The organism is Paenarthrobacter sp. TAF1, assembly GCF_052113825.1.
GTDB lineage: Bacteria > Actinomycetota > Actinomycetes > Actinomycetales > Micrococcaceae > Arthrobacter > Arthrobacter nicotinovorans.
Genome location: NZ_JBFRDO010000010.1, coordinates 31,334 through 47,900, shown reverse-complemented (window position 1 = coordinate 47,900; position 16,567 = coordinate 31,334). Strand labels below are relative to the sequence as shown.

17 protein-coding genes are annotated in these 16,567 nt (G+C 64.7%); 6 read left to right on the top strand and 11 right to left on the bottom strand.

What is annotated here, in order from left to right; genetic code table 11:
• The first annotated feature begins 6 nt into the window (after positions 1 to 6).
• Together AB4Y81_RS13900 and AB4Y81_RS13895 are read left to right on the top strand one after the other, a co-directional pair.
• The gene (locus AB4Y81_RS13900; protein WP_026267290.1) at positions 7 to 678 is read left to right on the top strand and encodes a potassium channel family protein; all 672 of its coding nucleotides are present in this window, start codon (positions 7 to 9) and stop codon (positions 676 to 678) included.
• The gene (locus AB4Y81_RS13895) at positions 678 to 1,412 is read left to right on the top strand and encodes a potassium channel family protein (protein WP_018778682.1); all 735 of its coding nucleotides are present in this window, start codon (positions 678 to 680) and stop codon (positions 1,410 to 1,412) included. The genes AB4Y81_RS13900 and AB4Y81_RS13895 overlap by 1 nt, the downstream gene beginning before the upstream one ends.
• Here the strand turns inward: AB4Y81_RS13895 and AB4Y81_RS13890 are convergent.
• From AB4Y81_RS13890 to dut, 4 genes are all read right to left on the bottom strand, one after another.
• Positions 1,379 to 2,161 carry a DUF3159 domain-containing protein gene (locus AB4Y81_RS13890; protein WP_018778683.1) on the bottom strand — a complete coding sequence of 261 codons (783 nt, stop codon included), beginning with the start codon at positions 2,159 to 2,161 and terminating at the stop codon, positions 1,379 to 1,381. The two genes, AB4Y81_RS13895 and AB4Y81_RS13890, sit on opposite strands and share 34 nt — an antisense overlap.
• Positions 2,158 to 2,535 carry a hypothetical protein gene (locus tag AB4Y81_RS13885; protein ID WP_275779066.1) on the bottom strand — a complete coding sequence of 126 codons (378 nt, stop codon included), beginning with the start codon at positions 2,533 to 2,535 and terminating at the stop codon, positions 2,158 to 2,160. Before AB4Y81_RS13885 ends, AB4Y81_RS13890 begins: the two co-directional genes overlap by 4 nt.
• A complete protein-coding gene (locus AB4Y81_RS13880) occupies positions 2,528 to 3,286 on the bottom strand; it encodes a DUF3710 domain-containing protein (RefSeq protein WP_018778685.1) in 759 nt (252 codons plus the stop codon). Before AB4Y81_RS13880 ends, AB4Y81_RS13885 begins: the two co-directional genes overlap by 8 nt.
• 117 nt (positions 3,287 to 3,403) lie before the next feature.
• On the bottom strand, positions 3,404 to 3,934 hold the full coding sequence (gene dut / locus AB4Y81_RS13875; protein WP_018778686.1) for a dUTP diphosphatase: 531 nt from the start codon (positions 3,932 to 3,934) through the stop codon (positions 3,404 to 3,406).
• 94 nt (positions 3,935 to 4,028) lie between these two features.
• Between dut and AB4Y81_RS13870 the strand changes: the two genes are divergently transcribed.
• Positions 4,029 to 4,526 (top strand): DUF3093 domain-containing protein, encoded by a 498-nt coding sequence (locus tag AB4Y81_RS13870; RefSeq protein WP_018778687.1) that lies wholly within the window; start codon positions 4,029 to 4,031, stop codon positions 4,524 to 4,526.
• Between the two features lie 24 nt (positions 4,527 to 4,550).
• Here the strand turns inward: AB4Y81_RS13870 and AB4Y81_RS13865 are convergent, their stop codons facing one another.
• A complete protein-coding gene (locus tag AB4Y81_RS13865) occupies positions 4,551 to 4,850 on the bottom strand; it encodes a DUF4193 domain-containing protein (protein ID WP_018778688.1) in 300 nt (99 codons plus the stop codon).
• A 288-nt stretch (positions 4,851 to 5,138) separates the two neighbouring features.
• Here AB4Y81_RS13865 and sepH point away from each other — a divergent pair, with 288 nt between their 5' ends.
• Positions 5,139 to 6,464 (top strand): septation protein SepH, encoded by a 1,326-nt coding sequence (gene sepH, locus AB4Y81_RS13860; protein ID WP_210077268.1) that lies wholly within the window; start codon positions 5,139 to 5,141, stop codon positions 6,462 to 6,464.
• Here sepH and AB4Y81_RS13855 read toward each other — a convergent pair.
• The 4 genes from AB4Y81_RS13855 to AB4Y81_RS13840 are packed head-to-tail and all read right to left on the bottom strand — an operon-like array spanning position 6,461 to position 11,863.
• Positions 6,461 to 7,183, bottom strand: a complete 723-nt coding sequence (locus AB4Y81_RS13855) for a thymidine kinase (protein ID WP_018778690.1) — start codon at positions 7,181 to 7,183, stop codon at positions 6,461 to 6,463. The genes sepH and AB4Y81_RS13855 overlap by 4 nt on opposite strands.
• Positions 7,176 to 8,396, bottom strand: a complete 1,221-nt coding sequence (locus AB4Y81_RS13850; protein ID WP_064722897.1) for an alkaline phosphatase family protein — start codon at positions 8,394 to 8,396, stop codon at positions 7,176 to 7,178. Before AB4Y81_RS13850 ends, AB4Y81_RS13855 begins: the two co-directional genes overlap by 8 nt.
• Positions 8,393 to 9,118: a DUF5998 family protein gene (locus AB4Y81_RS13845; protein ID WP_018778692.1), complete on the bottom strand. Its 726-nt coding sequence runs from the start codon at positions 9,116 to 9,118 to the stop codon at positions 8,393 to 8,395. Before AB4Y81_RS13845 ends, AB4Y81_RS13850 begins: the two co-directional genes overlap by 4 nt.
• A 57-nt stretch (positions 9,119 to 9,175) precedes the next feature.
• Positions 9,176 to 11,863, bottom strand: coding sequence for a bifunctional acetate--CoA ligase family protein/GNAT family N-acetyltransferase (locus AB4Y81_RS13840; RefSeq protein WP_018778693.1), 2,688 nt, complete (start codon positions 11,861 to 11,863; stop codon positions 9,176 to 9,178).
• 55 nt (positions 11,864 to 11,918) lie between these two features.
• Here AB4Y81_RS13840 and AB4Y81_RS13835 point away from each other — a divergent pair, with 55 nt between their 5' ends.
• The gene (locus AB4Y81_RS13835; RefSeq protein WP_018778694.1) at positions 11,919 to 14,432 is read left to right on the top strand and encodes a DNA gyrase/topoisomerase IV subunit A; all 2,514 of its coding nucleotides are present in this window, start codon (positions 11,919 to 11,921) and stop codon (positions 14,430 to 14,432) included.
• A gap of 85 nt (positions 14,433 to 14,517) precedes the next feature.
• Here the strand turns inward: AB4Y81_RS13835 and AB4Y81_RS13830 are convergent, their stop codons facing one another.
• On the bottom strand, positions 14,518 to 14,901 hold the full coding sequence (locus AB4Y81_RS13830; protein WP_018778695.1) for a VOC family protein: 384 nt from the start codon (positions 14,899 to 14,901) through the stop codon (positions 14,518 to 14,520).
• A gap of 129 nt (positions 14,902 to 15,030) precedes the next feature.
• Here AB4Y81_RS13830 and AB4Y81_RS13825 point away from each other — a divergent pair, with 129 nt between their 5' ends.
• Positions 15,031 to 15,549 (top strand): DinB family protein, encoded by a 519-nt coding sequence (locus tag AB4Y81_RS13825; protein ID WP_018778696.1) that lies wholly within the window; start codon positions 15,031 to 15,033, stop codon positions 15,547 to 15,549.
• Positions 15,550 to 15,552: 3 nt separating this feature from the next.
• Here AB4Y81_RS13825 and AB4Y81_RS13820 read toward each other — a convergent pair whose 3' ends face one another.
• The gene (locus AB4Y81_RS13820; RefSeq protein ID WP_441996105.1) at positions 15,553 to 16,563 is read right to left on the bottom strand and encodes a GNAT family N-acetyltransferase; all 1,011 of its coding nucleotides are present in this window, start codon (positions 16,561 to 16,563) and stop codon (positions 15,553 to 15,555) included.
• Positions 16,564 to 16,567 lie beyond the last annotated feature (4 nt).

Here is a 16,567-nt window from a genome sequence, read left to right as displayed (position 1 = left end):
GACATGGTGGCTCACTTCGTGATCATGGGTTGCGGGCGTGTTGGCGCAACTCTGGCACACACTTTGGAGGATGCAGGCCATTCCGTGGCCATCATCGATCAGGACGAGCGGGCCTTCCGCCGGTTGCGGAAGTCCTTTACCGGGCGCAAGGTCACCGGAGTGGGCTTTGACCGGGACACCCTCAAGCAGGCCGGCGTGGAGGAAGCCTACGCTTTCGCAGCGGTCTCCAGCGGCGATAACTCGAACATCCTGGCCACCCGGGTGGCCCGCGAGACCTTCCACGTTGCCCACGTGGTGGCCCGCATCTACGACCCGGGACGCGCCGAAATCTACCAGCGTCTGGGCATCCCCACGGTTGCCGCCGTGCGTTGGAGTGCGGATCAGGTCCTTCGCCGCATCCTGCCCGAACAACACCTGGCGGGCGATTACCGCGAACCCTCAGGCCGTTTGGTCCTGGCTGAAGTGGACCTGCACCAGGATTGGATCGGCCACAGGCTCAGCTCCATCGAAGAGGCCGCCGGTATACGCATCGCCTTTCTTACCCGCTTCGGAGAGGGCCTGCTTCCGCAGGCCGGCACCGCCTACCAGGAAGGCGACACGGTCCACGCCATGCTGAGCCTGGACCGAACATCCGAGATCAGCCGGATCCTCGCCAAAGCACCCGCCAAGGAGTCTTAGTGAAAGTTGTCATTGTTGGCGCAGGCAGCGTCGGCTCGTCCATTGCGCGCGAGCTCCTGGCCCACCATCACCAGATCCTGCTCATCGATCTCAAACCCGAGGTCATCGGACGCAGCGGACTCCGCGGTGCCCGGTGGCTGGTGGGCGACGCCTGTGAGCTAAGCACCTTGCAGGACGCCAAACTTGACGATGCCGACGTCGTGGTTTCAGCCACAGGCGACGACAAAGTAAATCTGGTCGTGTCACTTCTCGCCAAGACCGAGTTCGGCGTCGGACGCACCGTCGGACGCGTCAACAACCCGAAGAATGACTGGATGTTCAACGACTCCTGGGGTGTTGACGTCGCGGTCAATACTCCGCAGCTCATGACGGCCCTCGTCGAGGAAGCCGTGGAGATTGGCGACATCGTGCGCCTGCTGACCCTGCAAACCGGTGTGGCATCAATCGTGGAGTTCACGGTTCCGCACGACTCCCATGTGATTGGGAGCACCGTGGGTGCGATTGAATGGCCCGAAGATTCAACACTTGTGGCCATTTTGCGCGACCAGGCCCCCATCACCCCCACGCGGGACGACGTCCTCGATGGTGGCGACGAGCTCTTCTTCGTCACCACCATCGCGGCGGAAGATGGTCTGCGGGCACTGTTGTCGAAGAATTCAGGCGCCGGCGAAGACTCCGGCGAACACGCCGCGGAAACGGCTCAAGCGTCCGACGACGACGGCTTCGACGGCTGAACTCCGGGCTTGGTGACCAGCCACGCCACCCACAACCCCAGGATGTAGAGCGGGGCACCCATCAGGAGCCGGGTGGTGGCAAGTGCGGTCAACCCGTCCTCGCCCATGAAGTACAGGGGAACCTGCACTACCAGGCGCAGGGCGAGCACAGCCACCACGATCCAGGTGCCGAGCTTGTAAGCACGGAGCCGCTCAGGATCCTTCCGCCATTCAAGGCCCTCATTGCGGACGAACCCGAAGAGCAGGCCGGCCACGGGCCATTTGAGCACGATGGAAAGGACCATGGCGGCGATATACGCGAGGTTGGTGAAGAACCCGAGCACGTAGAAGTCCTCGGCCTTCCCGGTGGTGTTCGCGAGCCAGGCGGAAATACCGACTCCAACCACGCCTGCCAGCGCCTGTGTCAGGGGGCGCCGCTGGATCAGGCGGACGACGGTAAAGACTGCTGCAGTCGCCAGGGCGGCAACAAGCGACGGCGTCAGGTCCCGGGTGATGGTAAAGGTCACCAGGAAGACAAGCCCCGGCAGGATACTCTCGGCAATGCCCTGCACACCACCGGCCGACTTCAACATGTCCACGTGGCCGGCGCTGTTGCGGTGAAGTCCTGCTTTTTCGGCGTATCCGGCGGCGATGTCGGACATGCGCGGCTTATCCGTGTCGGGCGCCGGTGCCTCCAGACCAGGCCCCTCGCCGCGTTGGGGCGAAGACGGTCCGGTGTCCTTGGGGTCTGATCCGTTGGCGACGGTCATAGGTGCTCCTGACGGGAAAGTATTTCGTAGCGCGGGTTGAACATTGCCGGGAAGCCGTCAAGCTGCGTCACCATGCCGTTGAGGCGAAGTTCCACGCCGGCTTCGATTCCCGGTACACGTGTCCGGCCGAGCCAGATGACGCGCAGGCGGTCGTAAGGCTTCCTGGCTCCCCCGCTCGTCGCGGAGGGCTGGATTCCCGGCCTGAGGGCGTCCACCACCATAGCGGAGAAAAATGGCTGTTCGCTGGGTGGCTGGTGCGTCACCGACTCGATGATCCCCGTGCATACTGCCCTTCCCCGCTCGGGAAGATCACGGATCCCCCGGTCCCCGGGGCGCTGCGACGCCACTCCCCCGCGGCCCGGCGAGTCAGCCAATCTGGGTGATCTCCGGGCCTCGCTCGGGCTGCTGAAGGGTGGAGTCCGACGGCGGCACGGCTCCCTGGGGAGCGGCGGCCGGGCCGGGAACGGCTGCATCCTTGGGCAAGCGCAGCTGCAGCAGTTCTCGTGGCGGCATCGGATTGTCGCCGCGGACCACTACTACGCGGCGGAAGAGCTCCTCCAGGCCTGCTGCGGCGTCACGTTCCAGGGCAGCCTGCCCACCGAGCACGCCGCGCAGGAACCAGCGGGGCCCGTCCACGCCCATGAAGCGGGCTGCGCGGAATCCCTTGCTTCCATCGGCGGCCTCGGCCGGCAGCTTGGCTACAAGTTCGGTACCGAAGTCTCCCTGGATTTCTTCCGTTTCGCCGCCTTGGCTTGCTACGGACTGGGTGATCTGTTCCCGGATTTCATCCCACAACCCTTCCGAACGTGGTGCAGCAAATGCCTGCAACTGCAGGCTGGAACCTGCCAGATCCAGCGTCACTGCCACCACGCGTTGGGTTGCTTCTTCCACCTCAAGGCGGAGCTGGAGACCTTCAGCGGGCGCGATCAGCAGGGCACCCAGGTCAACGTACCCCTCGCGACTGTCGATTTCATCCACGTCCAGGGGACCTTTGCCCAGACGGAAGTCACCCCGCGCCGGGGACTCACTGGTTTGGGGATCTTGCGCCTCGGCACCGGATTCCTCGACGGTGCCGGCGGTGTCAGACCGCTCGGCCTTGGACTTCTTGCCGCGCCCAAAAAGCATTGGGTTTTCTCCTTAGTAGTGGTCTGTCCCCAAGTAAACCGCAACCACGTTAATCCACGTTAACCGCGCAACAGCGTCAGAGGGCAGTCGGCAGCACGCGCCGATTGAGTAGTCGGCTCAGGCCTTCGGTGCGTTGAATCCGCCCGTGGAACCGAAGCCGCCGGTGCCGCGGACGGAATCGGACAACTGGTCCACGGTAACGAACCGCGCGTACTCCACACGCTGAATCACCATCTGTGCAATTCTATCGCCGCGCTTGAGGCTGATGGCGCTGTTTTGATCGGTATTGAGCAGTGTCACGGCAATCTCGCCGCGGTATCCGGCATCGACGGTTCCCGGAGCATTGACGACAGTCAGCCCGTGTTTGGTGGCGAGTCCCGACCTCGGATGGATGAGGGCGACGAAGCCGTCGGGCAAGGCGATGGAGACCCCCGTCGGAACGAGCTTCCGTTCCCCCGGGGCCAGATGCACGTCCTCGCGGGCGCGAAGGTCGGCTCCGGCATCGCCTGGGTGGGCGTAGGACGGTGCTTCCAGGCCGGCGTCGAGCATTTTCAGCTGCACGTCCAGGGTCGGGGCACCGTACGCTGCGGTGGTCTCCGCATCAGGGCTGGCGGTGTCTGTACTGAATACTGCGGTCTCGTTACTCACAGTGGTTCATTCTACTGTTATTGGCGCTGCCTGCTCCGGTTGCGGCCCCGCAGGCATGCACGCAGTGGTGTCAGCCGCCGGATAAGCTGGGTACATGCCTACGCCTGACCAGTCTTCCCCCGTGCCTGCCCGGAACACCCCAGCAACTTCCGGGGTCCTGTACACGGAGAAGCTGTGGCCGTCGTTGTGGATCTGGATTGTGGTCCTGGGCCTGTCAAGCGCAGGCCTGCTGATGTTCGGACCGATCAGCCCTATGGCCGGAATTATCGCAGCCCTCGCCTTACTGGCCATCATGACCACCATGCTGGTACTTTCCACTCCCACCATCACCGTCACCGCAGACACTGTGCGCGTGGGGCGTGCCAGCATCGACCGCGCGTTCGTGGGTTCGGTCCAGGCGTTCAAGAAAGCCGAAGCAACCGCCGAACGCGGACCGCGACTGAACGGGCTGGCCTACATGTGCTTCAGGGGTTGGATCGACCCCGTGGTCAAGATCGAAATCACGGACCCGGCCGACCGCACCCCTTACTGGCTCGCTTCCTCCCGCCGGCCCGACGAGCTCGTCGCTGCCCTCAGCACACCCCGCGCCTAGTTCCTGCCCGTGGGCACGGGCCGCCTAGCTTTCACATTCCGTGCAATACAGGTGACCGCCCCGTTCTGCAGCGATCTGGGACCTGTGCTTGACCAGGAAACAGTTGAAACAGGTGAACTCGTCAGGTTGCGGTGGCATGACCTGAATCAGGAGCTCTTCTCCGGAGAGGTCGGCTCCCGGGAGTTCGAACCCATCGGCAAGATCGGTCTCATCGACGTCCACTGCTGAGGACTGTTTCCCCGATTGGCGCGTCTTGAGTTCCTCCAGGGAATCCTCGCTGACGTCTTCCTCGGTCTTTCGAGGAGCATCGTAATCCGTGGCCATGGTCTTTCTTCGTCCTCCATACCTGCTCTGGGTGGGATCCGGGACGGCTCCCTGTCCGCCACCGGTGTATGGGTGCAACACCGGACGCACGGGATTTGTGCCCGATATCGGCCAGATTGTCCTCCGGCGTCCGGCAAAAGTCCATAGCCCCCCCGCCGCAGCACAGCATGGGGTCGAATCCGGCCGGTTTCTGCGGAATATCACGGCACGCCCTCGCTCCTAGTAGGAAAAGGCCCCCGCTGATGGCAGAGTTTCGAATGTCAGTTATGCCATGTGGTGGAGGGTGTTATGCAGGATCTACGGCTGGTAGGCGTCCACGACGACGGCGGGCACCTGCTCTTAAGCGGCCCGGGCGGTGCGATGTTCCAGCTGCCGATCGACGAAGCTCTGAGGGCGGCAGCGAGCCGTACCCCGGCTCAGGTGGCCGCCCGCGCCTCCAACACGCCGATCGCCATGTCCCCCAGGGACATCCAGGCCAGGATCCGCAGCGGGGCAACAGCAGCCGAAGTGTCCGAGTTGTCAGGGCTCCCTCTTGCCAATGTCCAGCGTTACGAGGGACCCGTCCTCGCCGAGCGCGAGTACGTTGCCCGGCAAGCGCGTGCCATCGAAGTGGCGTCCCCCGCTCCGGGCCACGACGCCTACCGTTCGGCTTTCGGGGATGCCCCCGCCACCCTTGGTGAAATGGTGGACCACAGGCTGTCCGCCCACGGCATCGACTCATCGACGCTCGAGTGGGATTCCTGGCGCCGCCCTGATGGTTCCTGGACAGTGGTTGCCAGGTTCGAGACCGCTCCAGGCTCGCACGCCAGCATTGGTGAGGAACCTCCCGCCATGTGGACGTTCAGTCCGCAACGCAAGTCACTGCAAAACGCAAACCGTTGGGCCCAGCAGCTCAGCGAACTTGAACCACTGGATGGCCCGGTGCCTGCCCGACGGCTCGCCGCCGTCTCGGACCGCCCTTTCGATTTTGAGACCGATGCCGAAACTGCCGCCCGTGCCTCGGCGAAGGAATCGGACAGCCTCCTGGAAATGCTCCGTTCACGCCGGGGACAGCGCTTGGGCGTCGACGAAGACGGCGACGACGCGTTGGCCGTCTTGTTGAGCAACGTGCCTGCGGCCCATCCCCGACCTGGCGACGACGCTACTGATGCCCCCGAGGACGACGGTCTTTCCCACGGCGCTTCCAGTGTCCCCGTTGCCGAGGAACCCGCACGCAAGGACGGACGGCCCTCAATGCTTTCCCGGCTGAGCCTTGCCCCCCGGCACGTCGAGGCTGATGACGATGACGATTCCCTGAAGCTTCACAACGGCGTCAGCACTGACACCCGCGAAATCACGGTGGTGGCCGGCCCGGTTCGTCCTGTTACTTCACTGACCGGCCGTAAGCCGGCCGGTCTCGACGAGCTCCTGGGTGGCGGCCCGGGCAGCGAAACTCCAGCCCCTGCTGCCGGGCGCCAGCAGGAGACGTCCACGGACGAAACAGCGGCGGATGAATCCACCGAGCCCGGGGCACCGCAACCCGCCGACGCCCCAGCCGAACGCCAACCAGCACGCCCCAAGAGGTCCAGCATCCCCAGCTGGGATGAGATCGTGTTCGGAGCGCGCGGAGACTAGCGCTGGGCCTGTTGTCCGGCTCCCGGCCAGAGGCACGCATCGATGTCGAACGGCAACGGCTGATCGCCGCCCGCCATGAGGTTGGCCCCGTGGGCCGTGACCCTTCGCATGTAATGGCGTCGGCACAGAGTCTCGTAACCGACGACGCCGGCATCGGCCCGGTCTTGCGCATCGGCGTCTGAGGCGGTGGGAGCGACATCACCCACCATGACCTGTTCGCCTTCCACCACCATGATGCCGTTGAGTGTGCGCGCATTCTGGGTTGCCCGGCGGCCACACCAACAGAGTGCCTCGACCTGCAGGACCTGAACCTTGTCGGCCAACTCGATGAGCCGCTGGGATCCCGGGAACAGCCTGGTGCGGAAATCGGACGTGATTCCAAAAGCGAAAACGTCGACGTCCATCTCGTCCACTACCCGCGCCAGCTGCTCCACCTGGACCGGCGAGTAGAACTGTGCTTCGTCGCAGATGAGGTAATCCACGCGAAGTCCGCTGGTGCGGCGGATCACGACTTCGTCCCAGAAGTCCGTGTCGCCCCCCACCTCCACGGCATCGGTCTGGAGCCCCAGCCTGCTGGAAATCGTGGAATCACCTGCCCTGTCGTTGCAGCTGAACCGGACTCCACCGCGGCCCCGGGCACGGTGGTTGTGGTCCATTTGGAGGGCCAACGTCGATTTTCCGCAGTCCATCGTGCCGGAGAAGAAGACCAGCTCAGCCACGTTTGCCCTGCCTGCCCGCCGCAGGGAAGCAGAGAAGCGGCACTTCGCGTTCGGCGCGGGTGAGTGAACCGTGCTGGCCCACCACCTCAAGCGAGGCTGGTCGGGCACGGCGGGTGTCGTACAGGGCCAAGGTGTCCCTGGCGGCAATCATGAGGTCACCAATGCGCGGAGCTACCTCGGGAAGGACGTCGCCAAACAAGCCGGCTGCCACTGCCTGGTCGCGGGTGAAGACCCAGATCCGTTCTCCAAAGCGCCGGCGCCAGGCATCAACCAGCGAATCGCGGTGTGCCTCTGTGGCGTCAGGTTCCAGATAGAGGTGCACCATGCGTGGTTCCCCGGCTGTGTGCCGGACACCGGCCACCAACGAGGCATCGGCCGCGTAGTCGATCCGCTGGGATGCAGGGACGTCGAGCATGCCGTGGTCACCGGTCAACAGGATGGTGGTCCCTGCCGGCAGCGTGGCGGAAAGCCGCTTCACCGTGGAATCAAGCTCTTCGAGCTGGTGCTCCCAGCGATCGGACTGGCAGCCGTAACGGTGACCGGCTTTGTCGAGTTCATTGACGTAGAAGTACATCAAGGACCGGCCACCACCGGACATGGCTTCAGCCGCAGCAGCAGTTCTTGCGTGCAAGCTGGTCCCTCCAATGAACCGGCTTCCCCGGAGCGCAGCCTGGGTCATGGGCGAATTCCCAAACTGGGGCAGGCTGACCGTGACAACGTCCAGCTCGGCGGCCACGCGTTCAAAGACCGTGGCATTGGGCTGCCAGAGAGCGGGATCCACCTGGGGGTCCCAGTTCCCAAGGAGGTTGACCACCTTGTCCTGTCCAGGGTCCAGGACGTCGTACCCCACCATCCCGTGCTGCCCGGCGGCCAGCCCCGTGCCGAGGCTGGCAAGGGAAGCGGCCGTGGTGCTCGGAAAGGCGGAGTCAATCCACTGCGGGACGCTTCTCTGGCCCGCCGCAATGACCGAACGCAGGAATGGCGTGTGGGAAGCCTTTTGCTTGAGCAGGCTCCTTCCCAAGCCGTCGGCCAGCACGACACAGACCCGGTGGGTTGACGGCAGCTGGAGCTGGTTGCTGAAACCGGGGACCCCGAGCGCCGCCGCGGAACTCGTCAGGACTTCAGCGATCGATTTTGTCCCGTAAAGGGGTGGAGCTGGAAGGTCAGCTGCCGCGGAGTCCACCGGCGCGGGGGTCTGCGCGGTGTCCCTCAACGCTGGTGCCCACGGCTCAGGCGGCTGCTGAAGACGCCCGAACGCGGCCTGGGGGCCGGAATGCCGGAGTGCTGGACCGGGGCGGGATTTCCCGTGTTGACTGCGCGCAGCGCCCTGGCGAAGAGTTTGGCGTCCTGGACGGCCTGCAGTCCATCGGCTTCTGCACTGATACGCAGAACGATGTCTTCCTGGGCGATGGTTCCGCTGTAGCCGTGGTCAGCTTCGCACTGGGGGTCTCCGCAGCTTGCAGGGCCCATGTCCAGCCGTTGTCCGCCGGACCAGGCGATGGATACTGTCAACTCGCGCACGGGATCGGATGGTTTGTAGTTTTGCGGCTGGGAGTACATGTAGCTAAGGACCACCGAACGGATCTGGGCAACAGGTACCGACTCCGTGGAGATCTGGGCAACGATCTGCTCACCGGCCTCGTCCAGTTGCTGGTCATCCACATGGGTAATCACCAGCATGTCCTCCGTGAGGACAAGGACGGTGATGTGCCGGCGGACCTCCGCGCGATCGAAGTGCGTCTCGAGGTGGACCAGGTGCGACAAGCACTCGCGGCCATCGAGGGCATCGTCAACGACGTCGGCCACCAAACGCGGGTAGAACCCTGCCTGCTGCAGGGCCTGCTCCAGGCTTTGTCCTTGGGAACTGTGGTGGTGTCCTGCGTGGTTCCCGGTGGAGGACGGGCGGGACTGAGGCGTCGGAGACTGGGTGCTCATTCCCCCATTTTCACAGATCGCATGGTGACTTCCTAACCGCGCACCGTGCCCCTGTGGCTAACTTCGCATCGCACGGCGGGCACTGTCGGTACGCTGGGCCGCGTTGCCGATCCACACCTCGGCTCCGAGGATCGTGGCGCCTGCCGGGCCTGCAAGTACGGGGTTGAACTCAACCAATGCAATCCCAGGGTGGTCGTCCTTGAGTTTGGCGAGCCGGGCTGCGATGTCTTCAAGGGCAGCGACATCAACGGCCGGGAGCCCTTGGTAACCGAAGAGCTTCCTGGAGGCACGAGGCGAACGAATGACATCGTGAAGATCCGCGGCCGAAAGTGGCGGCACCCTGTGGGCCCAGTCATCCAGGAGGTTCACCGCGTCACCGGCCAGTCCGAACGACACGACGGGCCCCAGGAGCGGGTCCTCCATGGCACGGAAGGTACACGCCTGCCCCACGGGGGCCATGGCTTGCACTTCCAGCGACGGAGAGCCGTAGGGCTCCAGGGCCCGGCGCATCTGTGCGATGTTCTGGCGCAAGGATCCGGCGTCCTGGATGTCCAGCCGCACGCCGCCCAGGTCAAGCCGGTGTCGAAGCGCCGGGTCGGTAGTTTTCAGCACCACGGGCCAGCCCGCCTTGTCCGCGGCACTGACGGCTTCCTCATCCGTGCCGAAACCGAAGCTGGGCAGCACCTCGATACCGTAGCCGGCCAGCAGGGCCGCAGCTGCACCGGCGTCGAGCTTCCTGATCTTTTCACCCGTGACACCGGCGAGCATCGCCGCGAGTGTGTCCCTGGTGCCGTCGACGTCGCAGCCTTCAGGTTCCACGAAGAGTCCCTGGTCGCGGTCCCGCCACTGGGCGTACCGGACAATCGACGCCAACGCAGCTACAGCTGCCCCGGCATTGGAGTAACAGGGCAGCGGTGGCTTACCGTCAGCTCCTACCATTCCCTCGACGTGGACGGAGGGGTCCAGGATTCCCGTGAAGGCCGCGATGATGGGCTTTCCCGCCTCCGCAGCGCACTCGGCCAGGACGCTGGCCAGGGCCTCCACCGTCAGGCCGCGGGCCGGGAGGAGGGCAGCCACCACAGCATGGACGGAGGTGTCCGCGAGGCTCTCCAGCAGGCTGGCCCTGAGCGCCGGCAGAGCGAGGGACATTCCGGCATCGAGGTCCACGTCGGTCACCAGGCGGTTGACGTCCAGGCCCAGTGGCACGGCACTGTCCGCCACCACCTTCGCCAGCGCAACCGAGTTCGAATACACGGCCAACCCCGGGCCCTGCGGCAGCGCTTGGGAGGAGGCGATCTGGGCGATGTCCATGAGTTGCTCGATGGTGTCCACGCGGATCACGCCCGCCTGCCGCATCATGGCATCCAGGGCCGCAGCGGGCGCCTGCGTGGTCCGGACCTCATGCCCGGGCGGCAGGCTGAGGCCAGTGACATCGGATTTGGCGACGATCACCGGCTTGTTGCGCGACAGGCGGCGCGCCAGCCGCGAAAACTTGCGCGGGTTGCCAATGGACTCAAGGTAGAGGCCCACGGCGGACGTGTCGGCGTCGTCCTCCCAGTACTGCATGACGTCGTTACCCGAAACGTCAGCGCGGTTGCCTGCGGACAGGAACGAGGACAACCCCAATCGACGGCGGCTGGCGGCCGCGTACACCGCCACACCCACGGCGGCCGACTGGCTGAACAGGCCAAGGCTTCCCCGGGGCGGCATGGCGGGGGCCATGGACGCGTTCAAGGAAACGGCCGGGTGGGTGTTCAGGATCCCGAGGGATTCCGGACCGATCACGCGCATGCCGTTGGCCCGTGCCCGCCGAACCAGCTCATGCTGGCGTGCCAGGCCCCGCTCGCCGTCGTCGGCAAATCCTGCCGTGGCCACAACGATCCCCTTGACGCCTGTGGCGGCACATTCGTCCACCACCTTGGGCACTTCGTCATAGGGAACGGCGATGATGGCCAGCTGGACGGGCCCCGGAATTTCGGACAGTTTCGAAAACGAGATCATGCCGGCGAGCTCGAACGCCTCCGGATTGACTGCATAGACAGGTCCCTTGAAGCCGCCTTCAATGATGTGCTCGAGCAGTTGATAGCCGACGGTCCCCCATTTGCGGCTGGCACCGATGACAGCCACCGACGACGGCGACAACAGGTCGCGTACGCTGCGCGCCTCAGCGCGGTGCTCACGGGACTCCATGACTGCCCGCGATTTTTCCGTGGGGTCGATGTTGAACTCGACGCTCACCACGCCGTCGTCAAAGTGGCGCTTGAGGTCATACCCGGCGTCGGCGAAGACCATCAGCATCTTGCGGTTGTCCGGCAGGACCTCGGCGGTGAACCGCCGGATGCCGTTCTCCCGGGCGGCCACGGCGAGGTGCTCCAGGAGGATCGAACCGATGCCGCGCCCCTGGTGGGCGTCGGAAATGTTGAAGGCCACCTCGGCTTCGCTGGGATCATCGAGCCGGTCGTAGCGGCCTATTCCCATGATTTCGCCACCGATGGTGATTACGAACGCGACGCGGTTGATGTGGTCGACTTCGGTGAAGCGCCGCACTTCCTTGCCGGACAGTTTGGGCTTGAAGGAAAAGAACCGCATGTAGATGGACGCCTGCGACTGACCTGCGTGGAAAGCCTGCAAAGCCTCGGCGTCCTCGGGCCTGATCGGGCGGAGGTGGGCCGTTCCGCCGTCGCGCAGCACGACATCGGCCTCCCAATATTCCGGATAAATGCCGACGCCGGGCTGATCCACCATAGGCTTAGCCTAGCTAAAACATCCGCTGTACAACTCTCAAGGATCCACCGACCCCATGGCCCGCAGCCAATCTTCCGCACGCAAAGCCGAACCGCTCGGCGATTTCACCGAGAACATCGTCGATATTGACGTCACGTCCGAGATGGAAGGCTCCTTCCTGGAGTACGCCTACTCGGTGATCTATTCGCGCGCCCTTCCGGACGCGCGCGACGGCCTGAAGCCTGTCCAACGGCGAATTCTGTACATGATGTCCGACATGGGCCTGCGCCCTGACCGGGGTCACGTCAAGAGCGCCCGTGTTGTGGGCGAGGTCATGGGAAAGCTCCACCCCCACGGCGACGCGGCCATCTACGACGCCATGGTCCGCATGGCGCAGGACTTTTCGCTCCGCCTGCCGCTGATCGATGGCCACGGCAACTTCGGCTCGCTCGACGACGGCCCGGCGGCTCCGCGTTACACCGAGGCACGCCTGGCGGCTGCTGCGCTGACCATGACCGACCACCTCGATGAAGACGTGGTGGACTTCGTCCCGAACTACGACAACCAGCTCACGCAGCCCGAAGTCCTTCCTGCAGCTTTCCCCAACCTGCTGGTCAACGGCACTACCGGCATTGCCGTTGGCATGGCGACGAACATGGCTCCGCACAACCTGGTGGAAGTCATTGCGGCCGCCCGGCACCTGATCGCCAACCCCGACGCCACCCTGGATGAGATCATGCGCTTCATCCCCGGTCCGGACCTGCCCACGGGCGGCCGCATCGTGGGACTGGACGGGATCCGGGATGCCTATGCCACCGGTCGTGGATCCTTCAAGACACGCGCCAAGGTGGAGGTGGAGCAGTTGTCCGCCCGCCGCACCGGCCTGGTGGTCACGGAACTCCCCTACATGGTGGGCCCCGAAAAGGTCATCGAGAAGATCAAGGATGCCGTCAATGCCAAGAAGCTGACAGGCATCAGCGACGTCGTGGACCTCACGGACCGCAACCACGGTCTGCGTCTGGTGATCGAGCTTAAAAACGGCTTCAATCCCAATGCCGTGCTGCAGCAGTTGTACCGCTACTCGCCCATGGAAGATTCCTTCGGGATCAACAATGTCACGCTGGTGGATGGGCAACCGCAGACGCTCGGCCTGCTGGAACTGCTCCAGGTCTATGTGGCACACCGCCTCAACGTGGTCCGCCGGCGGACAGCTTTCCGCCTCGGCAAGAAGAAGGACCGCCTCCACCTGGTGGAAGGTCTGCTGATCGCGATTGTCGACATCGACGAGGTCATCCAGATCATCCGCTCCTCGGATGAGGCAGCGGCCGCCCGCGAACGGCTCATGTCCATCTACGACCTCACCGAGATCCAGGCGAACTACATCCTGGAGCTACGGTTGCGGCAGCTGACCAAGTATTCACGGCTTGAACTGGAGAAGGAACAGGACGAACTGCGCCGGGAAATCGAGGCGCTCGAAGCCATCCTGGCCTCCGACGAATTGCTTCGCGACCTCGTGTCGGGAGAGCTGGGCGTCGTCGCCGAAAAGTACGGCACGCCACGGCGGACTGTGCTCCTGGAATCCGAGGCCGTATCCCCCACGGTTGCCGCCGCCCTGGCCGCCGCGCCAGGTCCCAAGGGGAAGGCAGCGGCCCTTCCCCTGGAGATTCCGGACGACCCTTGCTGGGCATTGCTCAGCACCTCCGGGCAGATTGCCAGGACCTCCAACCAGGAGCCGTTGGTTGAAGCCGGTCCGCGCGTCAAGCACGATGTGTTCCGGTCCGTGGTCAAGACCACTGCCCGTGGAGAAATCGGTGCCGTGACATCGCAGGGGCGGATGCTGCGCCTGCAGGTCATGGACATGCCGGTGCTGCCGCCTGTCTCAGGGCTTCCCAACCTGGCCGGAGGCGTCCCTGCCAAGGACTTCATCACGCTTCTCAAGGGAGAAACGCTCATCGCGTTTGTCCCCTTGGACGCGGTTCTGGCCGTCGGTACGCGGCAGGGAGTGGTGAAGCGCGTTCAGCCGGACTACCCGCTGAACCGCGAGGATTGGGAGATCATCGCCCTGAAGGACAAGGACTCGGTTCTCGCCGTGGAGCCCGCCCAGGAGGACGACGTCGATCTCGTCTTCGTGACCAGGCAAGCCCAGTTGCTGCGGTTCAGTGCCTCCAACGTCCGCCCGCAGGGACGCACGGCCGGCGGTATGGCCGGTATCAAGCTTGCCGCCGGTGACGAGGTGATCCACTTCGGTGCCGTGCGCACCAACGATTCCGCCGCCGTCGTGGTGACCATCGCCGGCACCACGGGTGCGCTGCCGGGCACGGCCCCTGGTACCGCGAAGGTGACAGCTTTCGAGGAGTATCCGGCCAAGGGCCGCGCCACCGGTGGCGTCCGCGTCCACCGTTTCCTTAAGGGCGAAGACACTCTGCTTCTGGCGTGGGCCGGGCATGGACCGGCCAAGGCGTCGTCCGCGGCAGGGGTGGCACGCGCCCTCCCCCATGAGCACGGAAGGCGCGATGGCTCCGGCGTCCCGTTGTCACAGCCGGTTGAAGCCATTGGTCCGAGCATGACGTGGGCTGACGCCTCAGAATAGTGCCCGCGCCGGGCATGGCAGAGGCCGGAGGTTCCAGACGACCTCCAGCCTCTGCCTCGCAGCGGCCGCGGGGCCGCCAGCCGGGCTAGCCGTTCTGGTTGATGCTCAGTATGTTTCCTTCGCTGTCGAGGAACCACGCTGCGGCACTGCCGTCGGGCATGGTCGCCACGCCGTCTTCGGTCTTCAGTCCGGGGAAGTCGTAGTCCTCGAACGTGACTCCTTTGCCGCGCAACTCCTCCACCGTGGCCCTGACGTCACTGACGGTCCAGCCCATTTGGGTGTTCTTCGCCGTCCCCGCATTCGGCGTCTGATACACGAAGAATCCGGTCCCGTCGCCGCACCTGTATTGGAGGTTGTCGTCGGCGTCCGGATTTTCGGGTTCCAGTCCGAGCTTCTCGCTGTAGTAAGCGCGGGCCCGGGCTATGTCCTGTGCCGGGAGAACGGCACCAACCTGCTGATCCTTGAGCATTGTTTTCTCTTTCCGGCTCTCCCCCCGGAACGAACTTTACTCCTGGCCGGTATGGGAAGAAATCGCAATAGGGCAGCATATTTCCTGACCTGTAACGGGCTGTGGCCGGGATGAGCCTAGACTGGCCGCATGCCGATCATCCCTGATGAAAAGGACTGGACCTGGGTCCTCTCCGAGCCCTGCCCCGAATGTGGTTTCGACCCCTCAACGGTGACTCCTGCAACGGTGCCCGGCACCGTCCTGAACATGCTTCCGCGGTGGCGGGCCGTCCTGCGGCGGGAAGACGCAGCCGTGCGCCCGAACGACCATACGTGGTCGCCCCTGGAATACGCGTGCCACGTCCGCGACGTCTTCAGCCTTTTCGACCAGCGCCTGAACCTGATGCTCGCAGAGGACGACGCCCGTTTCGCCAACTGGGACCAGGACCAGGCCGCGATCGACGGTGAATACGATTCCGCTGATCCCCGTGCCGTGGCTGATGAACTCGAGGCGGAAGGCACCGTGATCGCCGAGTCCTTTGCGCGCGTCGTGGAGGACGACTGGCAGCGCACCGGGACCCGGAGCAACGGTTCAGCTTTTACTGTGCTGACGTTCTCCCAGTACTTCCTGCACGACGTTGTCCATCACCTTCACGACGTGGATGGTTAGCAGCTAGAGCATCTTTTCCCACGTCATGCTGCGGTTCACCGGGGCATAGCCCATGCCCAGGTACAGTTGCAGCGCTCCCGTGGGATTCGCAGAGTCAACGTCCAGGGACGCTATGTCCATCCCTGCCAGGGCGTAGCGGCGCATGGCGTCGGCGAGCAAAGCCTGGGCGATGCCACGGCCCCGGTAGGAGCGTCGGACGCCAAGGAGCTCGGTGTAGCCTTCCTTGAAGCCGCGCTCCACGGCGGACTGGGGATCATGGCTGGTCAGTTGATACCCGGCCACGGCACCCGTGGAACTATCGATCACTACGGCGCTTAGGTCGTGCCGCCCTGTGGGTTCCTCGATGGTGAAGCGCCACGATTCCTCGTCGCGTGGTTCACTCCCCCAGTGGTCCCGGAAGGCATCGTTGTGGGCCAGGCGCACTGGCTCGAAGAGGGAGGAATCCAGGGTCCGGAGTTCCAGCCCGGCGGGCAACGGCGCATCCGGGATCCGGCCAGCCAACGGTCTGTGCATTTCGTTGAACCAGCGCACGGCACCATAACCGTGCCCCATCAGCAGTTTCGCCTGGTGCTCGTGCTTCTCTTCGGTTTGGACCCGGAGCCGGGGCGGGGTTACAGGATGGCCGGCGGCCGCGTCCGCCTCGAAGCGGCTGCGCGTTTGCTCTTCCTGCCAGAGAAGGACCGCCGAGCCAATGCCACGTTGCTGCCATTCGGGGTCAACACACGCCATCCCGGTTGCTTTGTCGCCGCCGGGGTTCTTGGCGATGCGGCCGTAGGCACGCGGCACGCCCTTGGCGTCCATGCCCAGCAGGGTGTTCGCTTGGGGTGGATTCTTGCCGGACTCCAGGATGTGGACGAGGTCGCCGCGTTTTTCATACCAGACCGGTTGTTCGACGGCGGCCGTCCTGGCGATCAGTCCGGCCCAACCGTCCAGGTCCGCCATGCTGGCAGGGCGCCACTGGAGGCCGGTGACCTCCGGGTCGGGCATGGCATGGCTTGCATCTTTGAAAGGCATGCCC

Coding starts and splice junctions, on each gene's coding strand:
- AB4Y81_RS13890 (WP_018778683.1), bottom strand. CDS start 2,161: ATGACCGTCGCCAACGGATCAGACCCCAAGGACACCGGACCGTCTTCG.
- AB4Y81_RS13880 (WP_018778685.1), bottom strand. CDS start 3,286: ATGCTTTTTGGGCGCGGCAAGAAGTCCAAGGCCGAGCGGTCTGACACC.
- AB4Y81_RS13870 (WP_018778687.1), top strand. CDS start 4,029: ATGCCTACGCCTGACCAGTCTTCCCCCGTGCCTGCCCGGAACACCCCA.
- AB4Y81_RS13865 (WP_018778688.1), bottom strand. CDS start 4,850: ATGGCCACGGATTACGATGCTCCTCGAAAGACCGAGGAAGACGTCAGC.
- sepH (WP_210077268.1), top strand. CDS start 5,139: ATGCAGGATCTACGGCTGGTAGGCGTCCACGACGACGGCGGGCACCTG.
- AB4Y81_RS13845 (WP_018778692.1), bottom strand. CDS start 9,118: ATGAGCACCCAGTCTCCGACGCCTCAGTCCCGCCCGTCCTCCACCGGG.
- AB4Y81_RS13840 (WP_018778693.1), bottom strand. CDS start 11,863: ATGGTGGATCAGCCCGGCGTCGGCATTTATCCGGAATATTGGGAGGCC.
- AB4Y81_RS13835 (WP_018778694.1), top strand. CDS start 11,919: ATGGCCCGCAGCCAATCTTCCGCACGCAAAGCCGAACCGCTCGGCGAT.
- AB4Y81_RS13830 (WP_018778695.1), bottom strand. CDS start 14,901: ATGCTCAAGGATCAGCAGGTTGGTGCCGTTCTCCCGGCACAGGACATA.
- AB4Y81_RS13825 (WP_018778696.1), top strand. CDS start 15,031: ATGCCGATCATCCCTGATGAAAAGGACTGGACCTGGGTCCTCTCCGAG.
- AB4Y81_RS13820 (WP_441996105.1), bottom strand. CDS start 16,563: ATGCCTTTCAAAGATGCAAGCCATGCCATGCCCGACCCGGAGGTCACC.